We start from the raw sequence: 18,051 nt of genomic DNA on the forward strand, positions 1-18,051 counted from the left end.
TGCCTATCGCGCACTTCTGCGGTACCATGATGACGTGCCTGTTCATAACAGGCAACCATCAGCAGGCTTCCTGCCGTCCAGTTTCCTATCAGTTTCACGCTTTGCACAACAGAAAGGTGGGCAATAGTCCATGCAGGTACGCATCTTGGACACGAACGACGCCGAGGCATTCTGGAACCTCCGCCTGCGCGCATTGCACGAAAATCCAGAGTCCTTCGGCGCCTCATACGAGGAAATCCTTGCACGAGGCATCGCCGGTACCGCTCAAGGCCTCGCCAGGCGCGAGGGCGCGCCAGAACATGTCACCTTCGGCGCCTTCGACGAGCACGCCCAGCTGCTGGGCATCGCCGGCTTCCGGCGCGAGGAGGAGACGAAAAAACGCCACAAAGGCTTGATCTGGGGTATGTATGTGCCACAGGAATTGCGCGGGCATGGCATCGGCAAAGCCCTGCTGGAGGCCGCTGTCGAGTATGCGAAATCGCTGCCCGGCCTGGAGAGGATCAACCTCGCCGTCGTGTTGACCAGTAAAGAGGCGCGCCTGCTCTTTGTGGCGCATGGCTTCCAGTCATACGGCGTCGAGCGACATGCCCTCAAACTGCACGACCGCTACTTTGACCAGGAACTGATGGTATTGCCCCTCAAGTAGCGGCGGGGCAGCCTGCCCGGCCTGGGTAGCGCGGGAGCCATAGTTCGCGCGCTGGCCTCCTGCTCCAGCCGCTCGCTACCCCTCGTCATCCGGGGGCTTTTCGTCCTATGGGCAGCGCGCGCAGCCTCTATGGGCCAGCCAGCTCGCCCTCAGCGGCCAGCGCTTCCAGCGCCTCAACCAGCTCGAAGGCCGACGCGTAGCGCTCCGCCGGGTCGAGAGCCAGCGCGCGTAGCAGCAGCTCCTCCACTGCCGCGGCAATGCCATCATTGAGCAGATGCGGCGCGATCAACGCCATGCCACCGCCAGCGCAGTCGCGCGAAGCGGCGCGGCCATGGCGCGTGCCGGCCTCTTTCCCCCGCCTGCCGCCTGGCGCGTCCCCCTGTTCGGCGCGCTGGCGCAACGCGGCCCGCACGGGGGCATAGTGCGTCAGCAAGAGGTAGAGCATCGCCCCCAGCGAATAGACATCCGAGCGTTCATCGTATCTTCCTGCCAGCGTCTCAGGCGCCGCGAAGGCGCTGCTCGCGTCGGTGTTGCCGCCGGCCGCCGGCGCCAGCGGAAAAACGCGCGTGTAGAGTTCCCGCGCGGACGCGCCATCTTTAGCCGGCCAGAATTGCGCAGCGGGCGGCCAGCAGGCAAGCAGCACGGGCGCCCATTCCGCCGCCCCCCTGGCATCCACCAGCACCATAGCAGGATTCACATCTCCCAGCACCGCGCCCAGGCGATGCAGGCGCGCAACGATACGACCGAGCTGCGCCCCCCATTCCAGCGCCCTCTCCATATCCAGCCACGCCGGCCATTGCCGCCGCAGCAGCAGTTCGGCAAGCGTCATCGCCACGGCAGGCTCCTGTCCGCGCGCCGGGCGCAGTTGCATAACGAGATAGTGACGCTCGTTTTCGACACCAACGCGCTCGCCGCCTCCCGGCAGGCGTGGCGACCCGGGCAACACAGGAGAGACAAATTCTTCGAAAGCGGCGCGCTCAATTTGCCGGCGCACCTGCCATGGTAAGCCCGCGAGCACCAGCTCTCGCACAGCCACGAGCGACTGCCGTTCTCGTTCAGCAGCTCCTTCTCCAGAACCATTCCCTGCTTCAATGGGTAGCGCCCCCGCGTTGGGCAGGCGTTGCGCCAGGTACAGGTGCAAACGCGGGCGCGCGTGCAGCAATTGCACCACGCGGTATTTCCCCTGCAGAATGAGCGTGCCACCCGGTAAGGGTGAGTGGCTCGCGTTCTCCGTAGAGAGAGCAGCCGGCGAAGCCTCCATAGCCGATGCCGGGCGACCAGCAGCGTTTTCTCCCGGTATTGCTGGTTGAATGAGTGGCGGGCGAGCGCAAGGGTTCTCTCCCCGCGCCCTCGCATCCTCCGCCCCTACGGCAGTAGTATGGGCAGCCAGTAATTGCAGGCCGGTGCTTGTTGCTTCCAGCGCGTCGCTGAGCAGGGCATTGGTGGCCTGCGCTCGTTGCGCCAGCCGTGCGGCAGTTTCTAGCGCCTGGTGCAACCGGCGCGCCGTTTCGCCATCCTGCCGGGCGCCTTCAAACCAGCGCTCCTCGCCTCCGGTATCTCGCTCCAGTTGATCCATCAGCGTTTCGACCTCGTCTGCGGCAGCTTCATACGCCACTGCCAGGCGTTCGAGTTCTGCCAGCCATGCATGTATGTGAGAAAAGCGTATCATAGTGCAATCGTTTCCCGCGGCATAGGTAATCAGCGTATGCTCATAGTGTACTCGTACAATAGAACGGTTCGCGGAAAGCGGTTTAACATGCCGCGGCGAACATTGAGCGAGTTCGATTGCGAAGACTATGATAGAATGAGTACCACACACTAATTTCCGAAGAAAGTGGAGTATCTATCATGGCAGATGTGCAACCCTTGCGCGGCATACGCTATGCCGGTGAAATCGCTGGCGACCTGGCCCGGATCGTAACGCCCCCGTATGATGTGATTTCCGAGCAGGCGCAGGCGAGCTATTACGAGCGCAGCCCGTACAATGTTATTCGCCTGGAGCTATCCCGCGATGAGCCTGGAGATGACTCGCTCAACAACCGCTATACGCGAGCGGCGGAGACATTGGCGGAATGGCGCTTGCAAGAAGTTTTGCGCCAGGATGCCTTGCCCGCCTGTTACCTGTATCAACAGAGATTTACACACAACGGGCAGAACTATACGCGGACGAGCTTGCTGGCGCGCGTGCGATTGGAACCGTGGAGCGCGCGCGTCGTGCTACCTCACGAGCAGACGCTATCGAAGCCTAAATTGGATCGCTTGCAGTTGATGCGCGCCACGGCAATGAACCTGAGTCCCTTGATGAGCCTGTACAATGATCCGCAGGGGCGCATACGCAAATTGCTCAATTCCTCTGCCACCAACCCGGAAGTAAAGATTACCGATGAAGTGGGCGAGGAGCATGTGCTGCGTGCCATTACGGACCGCCAGCACATCGCGCTTATCCAGGATTTCTTTGCCGGGCGTCAACTCTTTATAGCCGATGGGCATCATCGCTATGAGACGGCGCTGAATTATCGCGAGGAAGTACTCGAACAACGGCGGCAACTACGCCCGGATGACGCCGTCAATTTCGTCCTGATGGCGCTGATTGATATCGACGATCCCGGCCTGGTGGTCTTGCCTACGCATCGACTGGTATTCGGCCTGGGGCAAGACGCCCTTGATGCGCTGGCAGCCGGGCGGCTGGCGGACTATTTCACGGTGCGTACACTCGGACAGGCAGGCGAGGCGAACGCGGACGCGCTTTTGCAGGAACTGGCGGCAGCTGGAACGTCCGTGCCATCGCTGATCGTGCAAACGGCGAATCAGGCGTGGCTATTGAGCTTGAATGAGCAGGGGCGGGCGCGAATGGCCCACAGCGGGCATTCGGACGCCTGGAATGAGCTGGATGTTGCCGTAGCGCATACACTGGTATTGGAGCACCTGTTGGGACTGCGCGCCGAGGATGTGACGGCAGGAACGCATATTCGCTATACGCGTGACGCGCAGCAAGCGTTGGCGGCAGTGCGAAAAGGCGATGCGCAACTGGCGCTGCTGCTGAATCCGACACGTGTAAGGCAGGTATGCGAGGTCGCTGGCGCCGGCGATAAGATGCCCCAGAAATCAACCTACTTTTATCCCAAACTGATCACGGGACTGGTGATGAACCCGTTGTGGTGAGAAGAGTGAGTTGAAGTTTCACACCAGTGCCAGGTCCTCTTGACGCGTACCGGGAAGGTCATAGCCAGAGCGTTTGCCAAGCAGATCGGCATTGCGGCGCAGGCGATCAATGATATTGCGGCGCAGGCGATAAATCTCCTGCACGTCGTCGAACTCCTGGCCGCAGAACTGCACGATCTCGCGTGGTTTGAGACCACAGTGATAGAGCAGGTAGGCCACGCGGTACTGGCGCTCATCCACGAGTAAATGACCGATGATCTGCCAGAGGTCGCTCGTATCGTACTCGTCTTCGCAAGCAAGCGTTCCCGGTTCATCGTCGGCGGGCAGCGCGACAATCGTTGATCGTGAATAGGTGCGCAACGTGTCGATGATGATGGCGTGCAGGCTGACGTGCAGATACTTCAACGCGGAGCCCAGCGAAAGGAAAGTAATGTTCTGGTTACCAATCGTCGCCTGCCAGAAGCGGGCAAAGCCCTGGGCGATATAGTTCTCGTCGCTTTCAAAACGACACGCCATTTTGTATAAGGAATGACAATACAACCACTGGTACATTAACTGGGTAAAGCATTGCTGCACGCCCTCCCAGGCCAGGACATCCTGTTGTATGAGGGCACGGTGGAGCAGTTCCAGGCTGTAATGCTCATTGGATGGCTCTCCGCGCCTATATTTTTGTAGCTCCCTGATGCAGCCTTCTACCAGGGTCGATGTGCTCATAGCTTGTAAGGTATCTAATAACATATGCGAAGTCTCCTCCGGCTAACGTATTATTCTGCTTTCCTGCTTCCAGTCTACACGGCAAAGCATAAGCAAGGCATCGCTCAAACTTGCTATTTATGAGGAAGACTTTTTCTGGTATCTCAGGCGCGGGATAGCTAGAACTAACGATATGAGTTGAGAACGAGACCCGGAATCTGGTCAGGTGAGGTGGTGTTCGATGGCAAAGCGAGTCGCGGCGTTACGCGAGTTCACATCCAGTTTGTTGAAGATGGAGCGCACGTGGGCATTGACGGTATGCGGGCTGATAATGAGTTGTTCGGCGATCTGCGCGTTGGTCTGGCCCTGAGCTACGAGGCGCAGCACCTCTACCTCGCGCTCAGTCAGGCCTGCCGGATAACTGGACGGCGCCTGCTCAATGGCTCCTTGCTGTAAAACTTGCTCAAGCTCTGTGAGGAGCGGATCTGGTTGTTTTGGTGGGGAGAAGACCTCTTCAAGTGACATGCCTCGCCCTTCGGTGCGCGCCTGGGCAAAGGCCTCTTCACCCAATCGCGAACGGGCCGAGGCAATGGTTCGCTCGCAAGCGTCCCGTTCTATGGGCGGCAGCGGTGTGCCCATCTTTTCCCGTAAGGATTCCGCCATACCACACAATCTAGATGCCCACAGGACATTCAGAGGAACTGAGGTCTCATCATTTCCGGCAGACGCCGAATTTTCCGGGACCCATCGAATCGCGATAGATTCTTCTACAAGCACGCTTGCCAATCCCTCTAGAGACGAGATCATATCCTCTTTATCGCCCAATGTTTGATACAACTCCAGGCTGTCCTGGTAAAGGGCGCCTGCTTTCACGTAATCGCCTTGAGTAGTGGCGGCCTCTGCCAGCAAGCGGAGATATTCGGCTATGCTGGCTTTATTACCGAGCTGCCTCGCTGTTAGCAGGGAGTCTTCGATCAGTACACGAGCCCTTGCGACATCGCCTTGCAGGAGCGCTAACCGCCCGGCAAGAGCGATACAGAAAGATTCGCCGTCTTTATCGTCCAGTTCCCGCATGCAGACCAGGCCTTCTTTGAGCAGGGAACGCACCTGGTCGAGATCATCCAGTGAGATAAGGAGCATCTCTACCAGGCGAAGCAGTGTATAGGCGATGCCTTCCTTGTATTCAAGCTCGCGAAAGATTGCCAGGCTCTCTTCAAAAAGGTGGCGCGCTTCGGCGTACTCGGCTTGCTGAGTAAGCTGGCGCGCAAGACGAAAAAGCGACCATCCGATGCGTTGCCTGTTACCCAGATTCGTCCAAAGCTCCAGCGATTCCTCGATGCGAGAACGGGCCGCCTTCAGGTCCCCTTTTGTCCTGGCGACTCTTTCTAAATGGTGAAGAGATAATGCGATGCCCTTTGTATTCTCAAGTTCCCTGTAGAGTCTGAGGCTCTCTTCGGCCAGCTCTTCCGCCAGGTCGTTTTTATCCTGTATGTAGGCCATGTGTGTAGCTGCGCTGAGAGCGTTTGCCACTACGTGTGGCGCGATGCCCTGACTTCTGGCAAGCGCTCGTTCCAGGAAATTTAGCGCCTCAAGCGAGTAGTTCTGCTTACTCCAGAACTCGCGCAGGGCTGCTCCCAACTGCAAAGCCATCTCGATAGCACGCGCCGAATCCTCTGTTTCTCCCTTTTCTAACAACCACTGCATGACTGAGCGCATGTTGTCATGTTCGCTTTCCAATCGCTCCAACCATGCCGTTTGCTCAGGCCCGCCGAACTTCGACTTCGTCTCCTCTGCCAGCCGCAGGTAGTACCCGGCCTGAGCCTGGCGCGTGGCTTCCATCTCGCCGCTCGCGATCAATTGCTCCAGCGCGTATTCGCGAATCGTCTCCAGGAACAGCAGGCGCGGCTCATTCCCCTCTCGCTCGACCTGTTGCAGCAGGCTCTTATCGACAAGGGAAGTCACCCGATTCAAAATCTCGGTGGTTTTATCGTCAGGGGCTGTGGAGATGGCCTCTATTGCCTCGAGCGTGCAACCACCCACAAAAACCGAAAGCCGGCGAAAGAGACGCTGCTCCTCGACACTGAGCAAATCGTAACTCCATGCGATCGTATTGCGCAACGTGCGCTGGCGCGGCGGCAGATTGCGCGGCCCATCCGTTAAGATCGAGAGGCGATGTTCTAGCCGCTGCAACAGCGTTTTTGGTGGCAGTAACTTGATACGAGATGCCGCGAGAACGAGAGCCAGCGGCAGTCCATCCAGGCGCACGCAGATCTCGGCAATCGTTGCAGCGTTCGCTGAGGTGATCCGAAAATCTGGCTTGATCGCCTGGGCTTGCTGCATGAAGAGCGCCACCGCCTCATATTGCAAAAGTTCTTCGATAGCCGGAAGGTGCTGGAGATCTGGCACTGCCAGCGTTGGCACAACATATTCATGCTCCCCATTGAGATGAAGCGCCTCCCGGCTTGTGACCAGGATGTTCAACTCAGGACAGCTCTCTAGCAGTTCTACTACGGAAAGGCTCGCCTCCACGACCTGCTCAAAATTGTCGAGCAGCAAAAGCAGCCGGCGGTTGCGCAAGTACGATTTCAGCAGGAGCGTACCCTTATGGTCGCCCGCCTCCACTTCCCACAAATCGAGGGTATGTGCGATGGTGGGGATGACCAGTTCAGGGTCGCTGATAGGAGCCAGGGAAACGAAGAAGACGCCATCAGGGTAATCGGGCAAGAATTGGCCGGCGACCTCCAGAGCCAGGCGCGTCTTACCGACGCCGCCCGTCCCGGTCAGCGTCAGCAGACGCACCTCTGCTCGCCGCAACAGTGTGCTGACAGTTGCTATCTCCGACTCACGCCCGATGAACGATGTGAGTTGTACCGGTAGATTGTTTGGCGTTGCCAGCCCTGGTTCGGCAGGAGTGCGTCTCGTGGGAAGAAAGGATATATTGTCCTGCATACACCCCCTATTGCTTTTCCATTTGACTTTTTCGGATGTAACCGGTGGGTGGCCACCGGGGTTCGCCCCTACATGCCCATGGAGAAGCGGCAGGAACCAGGCCCTTTCCCGACCTCCCGGCGGAGATTGAAACGCGATCGAAACTAAAAGTAAAAATCATCCTCCTCGGACAGAAGATTGAGCGGTGCCGGGAATGGGCCTGATTCCATCGCCTCGGCCATGAGACGAATAAAGCCGTTTTCGAGCGTATAATGCATCATGGCACGCAGAAATGGCTGCTGTTGTGGAGGCAGACCAGAATCAGGGTGCAGCGCCGATGCCGTCGCGCTTGCCAGGTGCGCATCTTTTGCGCGCCCGGCAAGCTGGAAAAGCATACCCTGGCGGCGCAGGCGAGTTTCATAGCGCAGGCGCCATTTGTCGTCTATCACTTTTTCAAGAGCTTCTGTGACGATAGCTTCTTGCTGCGCCTTCGAATCCTCGTCCGTTCGCCGTGGCGTCTTACGCTTGCGGCTACGAGAAGGATGCGTCTCGCCCTTGCTCATCAGGTAGGGATTGATGTAGGGTTTCACGCTGTCGAATGGGTCGAAGTACCAGGAATCGAATTCGCTGAGTTGATACAATTCGTCGCCATGTTGCGCGATCTTTTCCACCTCTATGGTGAAAGGGAGCGGCTCAAGCTTGATGGAAACGCCGGGGGCCTGCTTGTGCTGGAAGCCACCCTCGATCAGAGGGCGCCAGACGGTATAGGCAACGGGCACCTTATGGCGGGTGCGTTTATTGACCGCACGTGCCTCGCTAATCAAGGCGTAGCAGTACTCCAGCGAGACGCGGAAACTACCGAAGCCCTGCCCCTCCATGCTCTCGATTAATTCTGTCCAGCGCTCGACCTCCATTTCATCTGTGCCATAGCAATCTTTGATGCCCCATTCGTCCTGGTAAAGGACGTTAACGCCTTTCAATAGTCCATCGGAGCGTTGCCAGGCGAGCATGATCATTTGAGTTCCCGCGCCATCGACAAAGCTGGCGCGTGCCTCATATAAAGGGAGTTGGTATTGATGCGCTTCAGCCATAGCCGCATCTTCCGCGCCCGGAATAGATTGCATGGTCAGGCGTCCTAAGACCGTGCGGGCCTGCTGCTTGATCTGGCGATTTGAGGCGCTGTTGAGCAGGTAATTCAACGCGGGAATGCTGCGGTTGCCTGCAACAGGCCCTAGCTGCTCAAGCGCGTCGATGGCCGCGGTGACAATTTTCGTAGACGTATTTTCTAGCATCGGGATGAGCAAATTGGCGGCGCGCGGGTCCTGGCTGTTTCCCAGCCAGTGGATGAAGCCCAGGCGACGCTCTACCGGCATCTTTTCAACATCTTCCAACACCGACTCAACGCCAAGCTCGCTCTGCCCTACCAGTTCGAGCAGGCGCATCTGCATTTGCAGCATGGCGGTTTCGGGATCGTTCAAATAGTCCATGATGCCTTCATCGGCCATCTCTGAACCCAGTTCTTTGAGAATGGGAGCCAGCGTCAACTTTGACAGATCGCTGACGGTTGGATCGGCCACAAAATCTTCGAGTTCTTCAAGGTCAAAATCGGTGGCAAGTTCGGAAAGAATCAAGATGGCGGCTGAATGTGCCTTTGTGTCATTGGTGCGTAGTAAGTGCAATACCTTATCGCGTGCCCCATCCGTCCAATCTTCATCCAGGCGATCAAAATAATGGCCCAGTGTATCCGGGTCAATATCATCGCGGCGACTCATGGCCAGCAAGATGCTGTCAATGCTCTCCTGTGGAGGTCCTTTACCTCCCCGGCGTCCTCGTGCCATAGCTTCATTCCTCACTGATGAGAGAGTTCGAGCATAGTGTGTATGTAAATTGCATGCCCAACGCATGGCATTGTACCACGAGAGGCCCCAATACGTCTATCAAAATCTTCCTTCTTCCTCATACAATCTTCTGGGGCGAATCAGCGTCGATGTTGCCGGGGAAACGAGCGTTTGTAAGGCTTCCGTCAGCAATGCCAGGCTGATGAGAAAGTCGTCGTGTCCCTCGGCGGGATCAACATAAATATCTAATACTTCTGGCGCTGGTAGGCGATAACGGGCCTGCCGTAGCTGTTTCCAGACCTCATCGTAGATCGCGGGCGGAGCGCCTTGAGGAGCATACAGTTTAAGACGGCCACTGTTGAGCAATGAGAGCAGCGTGTAGGCCAGCCGCGATTTGCTAGGGCGCGTAAAGGTGAAAGGAATAACGCGCTCCTGACCAAGCCGGTTCGACAGCAGTGAAGCCAATCCCGCGCCAAGCCCGGTGGCATCTATTACCAGCGCGCGGATGCCCCAACGCTCGACCAACGCAAGAGTGGTCGCGTATTGTTCGAGATAAGGACGCCCTGTCCACCATTGATGATGCACAACATCAATGCATGGCAGGTTCAGTTCATTGTAGTAGACGTGGCCGATAGTAATGACCGTACTGTCTCGCCGCGAACCGGCAGGCGACGTATGGATAAGTATATCCCCGGCACTGCTGATTCCCGGCGCAGGACGTTCTTCGCCCGCGATATCCATACCCGCGATATACCAACCATCGCCACCAGGCGCATCTTCCCAGGCATGTGTTCCTTGCAGGAGCGTTCTCTGCAACTCATTTAAGAAATAGCCCGCGCCGCTTAGCGGCCGGAGGAGGTATTGAGTCTGAATGGCCGGGTGATCTTCTCCCAAACGCGCGATTTCTTGTTCAACGAATGTGCGATAGGCAGGATTGATTGCCGCCAGCGTGCGCCAATCGTGTTCGAAATGCTGGCGCGCGCCTGTTCGCTGCTCCAACTCAAGATTCGCCGCGCGTTGCTGCGCCAGCAGGGTATGATCGGACCAGGCAGTACCATACAAGATTGTCGTGGCGTTGGCGACCGCAGCCATTGGTCTGAAGTCACGATCAAATTTCTCCGGTAGCACGTCTTGCGCCTCGTCTATTTCTAGCAGCAGGTCTGCCGTGGCACCTACGACGTTGCTTTCCGGCCCGGCTGAAAAAAACATGATCCGCGGCCCGGCATGGTTGCGCAGCAGGGCAGGATCGGCTGTGGGAGCAAGTCCGAGAATATAGCCATTGCTCGTCCAGATGCGATCGCGCGTGAATGGTGTATCGAGCACGGAGAGCAGGCGCAGGCGGCTGGTAATGATTTGTGGCGTAAAAGTTGGCGCGGCTTTCACAATCGTGCCCCGCGGCATGCACGCGAGTAGATAGGCTTCGAGTACCGCCGATAGCTGGTTCTTGCCCGACTGACGAGCCATCATCACTGTGAATATTCTTCCCTTGCCGTCCAAAATGGAGGCGAGGATGGCCTCAGCGATCTCAAGCTGGTAGGGATACAGCGGTTTACCCAGAATATGCCGGGCAAAGCGGGCAATTGACGACGAGGAATGCTTCATGAGAAACCTGTCTAGCATTTGAGGTTGTTAAGGTTCGGTCTAGCGATCCAGTTCTATGGAAGGAAAGGATGTAGAGGATATCTACAGGCGGCGGGGGATATAGCCGCCTGCTTGCTTACTAAGTATAGCATGCGATGGCGAGAAAATCAAGATGAAAGGGAACTGGTGATTGCCCAAAAGTAGGCTGGATGACGGAAGTCGGAGCCGCAACTTATGGATAATCACCAGTTTCCCCTGGCAGCACCTCTTATTGTTGTATCGCCTCGGCCAGCTTGTTGACGAACTCTTCGTCGAACCAGATGCGGTTCTGGCTATCGACGTTCAGGCCGTCGTGCGGATGCCCGTTCGGCGTTGGCGTGTTGTATTCGGAGAACGAGCCGGTGCCGCTATCGGGGAAGGAGCCGAAGATGTTCTGCTCGGAGTCGTCGAACCAGACGAGGCCGTTGCTGTCGACGCTGATACCGGAGGCATGTTCGGCGCACGTCTGGCAGGCAATAGGATAGGCGTATTCTGTGACGCCATTGTTTGTGCCGGGCTGGGCAAGGCTGACCTGCAGTTCGCCGATCATACCGACGAAACCCTCTGTCCACCAGATATTGCCGTTAGGATCGATGGTGATCATGTGAGGAGTCAAGGCGGGGGGTGGATTGGTGCGAATCTTGTATTCTTCTATCTGCCCGCTTGAACTGACATATTCGCCGATCTGTGCCACCGCGCCGTTGTTTTCGGTGAACCAGATGTTGTTGGAGGCGTCGACGACGATGCCATAGGGCAGGCTGTTGGCAGTAGGGGTGGTATATTCGGTAAATTTGTGCTTTTTGGGGTCGAAACGCGCGATTTTGTTGGTGTAGTGTTCCGTTACCCAGATATATCCCTTGTGGTCGATAGCCAGGTCCCAGGGGCCAGAATTGGCGGTGGGCAGCGTCCACTTTTTGAATGTGCCGGTGCTGGGGTCCAGGCGACCAAGCGTATTGGTGTGGAACATAGGAAACCAGAGATTCCCGTTTTTATCAAAGGCCAGGAAGAGCGGCTGCCCGTAATGGGCCGGTAGCTGGTATGTTGCGATCCAACTCGAGGTGACGGGATCAAATTCCTCGATTTTGCCAGGAGGCGTACCCGTGGGGCAATCTGGCTGGGGGTCGCAGCCAGGGACTGCCAACCAGACGTGGCCATTGCTGTCGAAAGCTGTCCCCCAGGGGTCTATGCCACTGGGGGTGTACCAATCCTGCGATAGAACCTGGGAAGGACGCAGGGCAAAAACCTGGCTTCCGCTGCTAAAGAACGTGACTCCAGCCAGGAGTACGGTCATTGATAAGAAACTAAGGAATAACTGTTTGCTGCGCATTGTACGCGGGTTGACCTTTCTAGAGAACCTGGCACCTTCTAGAGGTGCGATGGGCGACCACTATAGAGTGCGAATTATGGTTTTTCACAATATACTCCGGCAACGGACGCGGGGCCGATCAATCGGCGGTGGGCGCGATCAATCGGCCCCTACGGCGGAGCCGTAGTATCGATTGATCGCCCGGTTGCAGGACTATTTTGTCGAAACTCATTATCCGGCACATGGTCGCCCCTACGTTAACTACCGGTATAACCGATTACGTCGCTGCCTCCAATGGAGCCGGCGGCGCTGAAGTACAGGGGCCGCTCGGCTACAATGGGGCCGGTGGATTGCACGAACATCGAATCCTCATAGCCCTGGGAATGATCTCCACTGTGATAGAGATATTTCAGTACATAAGAGTTGATGTTGACGGTGAGACGCGAATGGGCCACCACTGCTTGCGTGAAGGTGTAGGAGCGGCCATAGCCGTTGATAAGCGTGATGGTCGCGGTCTCATTGTTATTTGTTGGGTTTTGCAAAGTGAGCCACTCGATAAAACCGGGCGCTGTGTATCCTTCGGCGAACGCGAGAATACTGGCCTGAGCGGGTCCCGGCATACCGGTGACATCGGTGACGCCCGTCCCCGATTTGCCGCCAATGCTTAATTTGAAGAATTCCTCGCGCTCAACGACGATTTTTGCTCCCGTTGAGCTGATATCGATTGAGACATCGCCGGGTTGGCTATGGGCGCTGACATCCCAGTTGGTCTGGCTCTGTGGGCCAACCGAAAGTGTTACAGTGTTGACCGAGCCGTTCGGATATTCCAGATTGATGCTGACATTGGCGGTATTGCTGGAGTCCAGGTTGGCGATGATCAGGTTTTCCTGAAAGCCCGGATCGACGTGCCCCTCGGCGAAGAGCCAGTCATTGTTGGGCGCAGACGCGCCAACCACTGAAGCGGCTCCCGATATATTGCCCGCCTGGCCTGCCGGGAAACTGTTGAAGTAGGTGGGCCGTTCGACGACTACTGGCTGGTCTGAGGTGACGACGGCGGCTACGAGCTGCGATGCTGGTGGTGGGGCAATTGTGCCTCTAGAACCTGCTGGAACGCTCGTTGTCTGAGGAGTGCCGTACACCTGCCCACCGGCATAGTACGTGGCCGTGACATGGGCCGTGCTGCCACCGGGCGGGTTCAGAATCGTGATGAACGAGTCGCTACCCTTGATGGTCGGCATATCGGCGAAGTAGAAACTGGTATTCAAATGGGTAGCGCCAATCACATCCGTGCCGCTACTGGACCCGAAGAAGTTGACGTAGTACAGGGGCCGTTCGACGACCACACCGCTGCATGACGAGGTATTGCTGACCTTGACGATGGTCGAGACATAGTCCACGCTGCTCGAATTCTGAGCAATGCCCAGATCAGCATTGACCGACTCGGTATAGCGTGTATTTTTCGGAACCACGCGTGAAATATTGACGGGACTTTTGCCGGTCAAGAGGTAATCAAAGTTGATATTACAGGCATAGTTGGGATTGGGATTTTCCACCGTGAGCCATTCCTGGAAACCCTGACCAACTTTCCCCTCGGCGAAATACCAGGTCTGGCTGACCGGAACTTTACTCGGTGGTGGTGTTGGGGAGGGTGAAGGTGTCGACGACGGTGTATTTGTCGGGCTGGGTTGTGGCTGCGGGATGCCATTGTTTACGCCTTCGCCCAATTTCCTGGCGAATTCCTCAGTGAACCAGAGGTTGCCGTTCTTATCTACGGCCAGTCCATCATGGGGATGCGCATTCAACTGGTATTGATCGCCATTATCAACCGTATACATGACGAAGTAGCCGCCACCGGGAACATAGGCACCAACACGGGCATTTTCGGCATCATCGAACCAGACAGTCCCCTGTTTGTCTACTGCGATGCCGGAAATATGGGTATTGCAACTGGGTACACAGGAAGCCGGGGGCACAATATATTTGGTCACCCCATTGCTTGTACCTGGGGAAGCCTGGCTAATGACCAGTTTCCCAATTTCGCCGTCCGGTCCTTCCGTCCACCAGATATTGCCGGATGTATCATAAGTAATCATATGCGGAGTATCGGCGCCGCCAGGAGGAGGATTGGTACCATACTCGTTAATGGTATTATTCTGCATGGTGCCACTGGAGGTAGGAATGAAGCTGGCAATTTTGCTTACGCTGCTGCTATTTTCCGTAAACCATATCGCGCCTGTGCCTGGGTCGGGGCCGGTAATGCCATAGGGACGACTACCGCCGGTTGGAGTAGGAGTTTCGTGAAACTGCTGTGATGCAGGGTCGAATTCACCAATCTGATTGGCCCATTCTTCTGTGAACCAGAGGTGCCCATAGTGGTCAAAGACGAGGTCGAACGGGCTGGCTTGAGGTGTCGGTACCGTCCATTGATTCCAGGTTCCATTGCCGGGATTATATTCGCCGATGGCGTTGGTGATTGGTTCAGAGAACCAGATATTGCCGCTGCCATCAATGGCGAGAAAGAACGGGCTGGAATATCCCGCCGGCAATGCGATATCCTTCAGCGGCTGGCTCCCAGAATTAAAGCCATTTGCGGCGTATTCAGTCAGTCTTCCTGTGGTGGAAGGAGGAGGATTGCAAATCGGCCATCCCCATACATAGGCATCACACTGGGGATCGGCAATCCATACATTGCCACCGGGGTCAAAGCTGACTCCCCAGGGGTTCATATCAGACTGTGGCAAGTAAACCTCGTTAATGGTTGGGTCGGCGTGCGCAGCTTTATGCGTCGCGACCAGCACCAGCGAAAATACGCCAATGCTGGCGAGAACAAAAAAGAGAGCGAGAAAAAGACGCGTTTTCCCATTGAATGTATTGCCCAAAAAGAAGGAGAGGCCGGTCGCCTTTGCCCGGCGGTTATGACTGTTTCCAAGCATGCGATTTTCATTAACTCCTGACATTTAAGATGTGTGGTTTTTTGCCTGGCACCTATTCTGGTACCCTGATGGGGATAGGGACAAGCCGCAATCCCTACAGGGCTATCTATCCGGTGAGCCGAGAGGGACAGGGACAAGCCGCTGTCCCTACTGTCCTTACGGGCCGGACGTGTTGAAAAGGATTCATAATATCTCAAAAGATTATGCTTCATTGATGGGCTTGAGGCAAGACACGAAGGTATCAATATTTTGATCTATTGGTTCTATATTTAGGGAGCAACCGAATCAAAGGCGTTAATGTATGAGGTATTGCTCCAATTTGGTGAGCAGGGCGTCTATTTGGAAAGGCTTGGCTACCCAGTCACGAGCACCGGCAACCGCGCTGGCAGAACGAACACGGCTGTCGGCGGTCATGATAATAATGGGCAGTTGCGCATATTGCTCATTCTTGGAGAGTGTAGCAGCGATTTCATACCCTGAAAGTTGTGGCATCATTAAATCGAGCAGGATGACAGAAGGCAGCTGTTGAGGGCCTGCTTGTTCTAGAAATGGCAACACTTTTTTACTATCCGATAAGCCTACGCCCGCGTGTTGCTCTGATTCGAGCAGGAACAATAAAACAGAAACGATGGCTTCGTCATCATCGACGATCAGCACATATGGAGTGTTGGGCGCTTGCGGCAATTCAGCATAGTGTTGTTCTTGCCTGGAGATGGAGAAAGCAAGAACGCCTGGCGCCTGGGCGTTCACCTGTTGTGGATCTGGCATAGAGTTCTCCTATTCATCGGCATCCCACATACACTTTTGCATTACCCTATTATTATAACTCGGGAAGCAAGAGGTGATTGTAGAAATCCCCTGAAAGGAAAGAGCCCGGTGCCTGTCCTGGGACCCTGAAGGGGACAGGGACAAGCCGCTGTCCCCTCTGGGCGAAGAGGCCTGGATCATTTCTTGCGTCTATGGAGCACGCCTGCAATGCCAAGTAATCCCAGGGAGAGAGCATAACACGCGATCATGAGTAGTACTAAAGGATTGAACCCTGCCAGCGGTAAGGAGAACGATGAAGCGGAACCACCGCTGTTCAAAGCATTTCCAAAGCTAGAGGCTCCTGAACTATTGGACCCATTGGAGGGTGTAGAATTGCCGCCGGGTGTGCCGGTTGGCGTCGGTGTGCTTCCCACGGTTGATGTCGGGGAGGGTGAAGGTGATGGTGAGGGCGGTACCTGTGTTGGTGAGGGCGAAGGTGCAGGTGATGGCGTGCTGGTTACGGTCGGCGTAATGGGCACAGGGGTCTGTCCAACCGGTGTCGGCTGCGTTCCACCGCCTGTTCCCCCGCTCGAACCGGTCGGAGTTGTGCCTGGCGTTGAGATTGTAGCGGGGGCTGTTGGTCCGGCCTTACCGAGAGAGGCAGCGTCGAGTACAATATCGACGGTCGCGACGTGATTGGTTTTGCTATCGCGAGCGACTATGATATTATGTCCGATATGCCAGATATCTCCGTCTCCTGTCCAGATCGTTACAGTGAAGGCCCCGTGAGCATCTGCCTGTGCGGTGAGAACGTTCCCCTGTTGGTCCAGAAGTACTTGCGTTCCATTGTACGTAAAGGAGACTGTCCCATAGTGGCTGAAGCCCTGACCACGCAAATGGACAGGTTGGCCCGGCAGGAACGGACCCTTGTCGAGCAGATTTAAAGATAGGCCAGGTGTGGTTGTAATAGTCGATGCTGCCGTCGCCTGGGTAGTTGTCCCAGGCTGCCTGCTTACTACCCTCAAAGCGGTGCCACCGGGTAGAGATGGCGAAAACCAGTTCAAGCTGAGGGCTGTCAGCAGCAGGAGTGAACAGGTCACGATGATTAAGAGCAGCGTACCAAATAGCCAGAGTATAAATTCAATACGTCCGGGAAGCAGCAACCACCAACGCACGCGGTCAAGGGGATTGAGCGTGATGGTCTTGTGCCGCTTTTTTTTGCGCAAGGTAGGATCAGCTATCAGCCGGGCATAGGATGAATTTATGGCCTTGCCCGCCGTCCATGATGCCGTATCACCCTCTATTATCCCGCCTTCTGTGGGGGCGGAGTGGACGAGGGTCTGGGATGCTTGAGATCGCCCTACTGGAAACTCTATTGGGGCAAGGGTCTGGGACGCTTGAGGTCGCCCTTGTGGAACCAGGGCACGTGAATATCCGCCAACTCCTATATAAACGTCGGGAAGGGTGTCGATCTCCTCTATCGAGAGCTGGGACCGTTCCTGGAATTGTACCGGCGAAAGTTCTGCAATCTCGGATTTGTCGAGTCGTAAAGAGACTGGTTGGTGGTGCGTAGCCGGTACTTGCGCGCCTGGTCGTGCAGGTGGAGGGGTCGTATCGATTTCATCGATGCGAGGCAGCCGGCGCGTCTGGCGAACGTTTGACGACGAGGTCACCTGCGGGAGCGTAGGTATTTCGGGTACCAGCAATGAGAGCGATGGCAGGCTGGTGCCAACTGCATAGTTTTCCGATTCGTATTCCCAGGTGGTTGAGGCAGGAGCCGGACAGGGACCAGCCGCTGTCCCTACAGAGCTGTTCGCAGCGCGAGCAATAGAGTCCTGCGAGGGGATGGGTGTGATCGGATTCGGGTGTTTTTTCAATGGCGCTGGCGCGGGTGAAGACAATTTCGACTGCCGTTGTTGTCCCTTCATTGCCCCTTTCGTATTTGAACGTGGCGGCTCGCTAGGGGGCGCATACACGGCAGGATCGATCCAGACGGATGTGCCGGTGGGAAGATTATTAAAGGGAGAAATATCTGTCACTTTACCTACCTACTCTGATACTCCATCTTGTGGTTCACATCTACTGCAAATAAACGGAGTCCTGTCCGGTTTTCGGACGTGTGCCAGGAAGTACCATACTCGAAACTGTGGAAATATCCGCACGGTCAGGAAAAAATTT

The 18,051-nt window shown here is 56.2% G+C and carries 12 protein-coding genes; 3 read left to right on the forward strand and 9 right to left on the reverse strand.

Annotation, left to right across the window (positions count from 1 at the left end; translation table 11 throughout):
* The first annotated feature begins 130 nt into the window (after positions 1 to 130).
* Positions 131 to 646: a GNAT family N-acetyltransferase gene (locus tag VFA09_21690; protein ID HZU69897.1), complete on the forward strand. Its 516-nt coding sequence runs from the start codon at positions 131 to 133 to the stop codon at positions 644 to 646.
* Between the two features lie 127 nt (positions 647 to 773).
* Here VFA09_21690 and VFA09_21695 read toward each other — a convergent pair whose 3' ends face one another.
* A complete protein-coding gene (locus tag VFA09_21695; GenBank protein HZU69898.1) occupies positions 774 to 2,315 on the reverse strand; it encodes a hypothetical protein in 1,542 nt (513 codons plus the stop codon).
* A gap of 179 nt (positions 2,316 to 2,494) precedes the next feature.
* Here VFA09_21695 and VFA09_21700 point away from each other — a divergent pair, with 179 nt between their 5' ends.
* Positions 2,495 to 3,808, forward strand: coding sequence for a DUF1015 domain-containing protein (locus tag VFA09_21700; protein ID HZU69899.1), 1,314 nt, complete (start codon positions 2,495 to 2,497; stop codon positions 3,806 to 3,808).
* A gap of 18 nt (positions 3,809 to 3,826) precedes the next feature.
* Here VFA09_21700 and VFA09_21705 read toward each other — a convergent pair whose 3' ends face one another.
* The 5 genes from VFA09_21705 to VFA09_21725 form a co-directional block, all read right to left on the reverse strand.
* Positions 3,827 to 4,546, reverse strand: a complete 720-nt coding sequence (locus VFA09_21705; protein HZU69900.1) for a hypothetical protein — start codon at positions 4,544 to 4,546, stop codon at positions 3,827 to 3,829.
* 177 nt (positions 4,547 to 4,723) lie between these two features.
* On the reverse strand, positions 4,724 to 7,450 hold the full coding sequence (locus tag VFA09_21710) for a LuxR C-terminal-related transcriptional regulator (GenBank protein ID HZU69901.1): 2,727 nt from the start codon (positions 7,448 to 7,450) through the stop codon (positions 4,724 to 4,726).
* Positions 7,451 to 7,593: 143 nt separating this feature from the next.
* Complete coding sequence (locus tag VFA09_21715) at positions 7,594 to 9,267, reverse strand: HEAT repeat domain-containing protein (GenBank protein HZU69902.1); 1,674 nt, start codon at positions 9,265 to 9,267, stop codon at positions 7,594 to 7,596.
* Between the two features lie 99 nt (positions 9,268 to 9,366).
* Positions 9,367 to 10,869, reverse strand: coding sequence for a hypothetical protein (locus VFA09_21720; protein ID HZU69903.1), 1,503 nt, complete (start codon positions 10,867 to 10,869; stop codon positions 9,367 to 9,369).
* Between the two features lie 247 nt (positions 10,870 to 11,116).
* Positions 11,117 to 12,214 (reverse strand): hypothetical protein, encoded by a 1,098-nt coding sequence (locus VFA09_21725; GenBank protein HZU69904.1) that lies wholly within the window; start codon positions 12,212 to 12,214, stop codon positions 11,117 to 11,119.
* On the opposite strand from VFA09_21725, the gene VFA09_21730 reads away from it, so the two are divergent.
* The gene (locus VFA09_21730) at positions 12,204 to 12,380 is read left to right on the forward strand and encodes a hypothetical protein (GenBank protein ID HZU69905.1); all 177 of its coding nucleotides are present in this window, start codon (positions 12,204 to 12,206) and stop codon (positions 12,378 to 12,380) included. The genes VFA09_21725 and VFA09_21730 overlap by 11 nt on opposite strands.
* A gap of 70 nt (positions 12,381 to 12,450) precedes the next feature.
* Here the strand turns inward: VFA09_21730 and VFA09_21735 are convergent, their stop codons facing one another.
* The 3 genes from VFA09_21735 to VFA09_21745 form a co-directional block, all read right to left on the reverse strand.
* Positions 12,451 to 15,126 (reverse strand): hypothetical protein, encoded by a 2,676-nt coding sequence (locus tag VFA09_21735; protein ID HZU69906.1) that lies wholly within the window; start codon positions 15,124 to 15,126, stop codon positions 12,451 to 12,453.
* 294 nt (positions 15,127 to 15,420) lie between these two features.
* Complete coding sequence (locus VFA09_21740; protein ID HZU69907.1) at positions 15,421 to 15,894, reverse strand: response regulator; 474 nt, start codon at positions 15,892 to 15,894, stop codon at positions 15,421 to 15,423.
* Between the two features lie 176 nt (positions 15,895 to 16,070).
* On the reverse strand, positions 16,071 to 17,912 hold the full coding sequence (locus VFA09_21745) for a hypothetical protein (protein HZU69908.1): 1,842 nt from the start codon (positions 17,910 to 17,912) through the stop codon (positions 16,071 to 16,073).
* Positions 17,913 to 18,051: the final 139 nt, after the last annotated feature.

This window comes from Ktedonobacteraceae bacterium, from assembly GCA_035653615.1.
Taxonomy (GTDB): Bacteria; Chloroflexota; Ktedonobacteria; order Ktedonobacterales; family Ktedonobacteraceae; genus DASRBN01.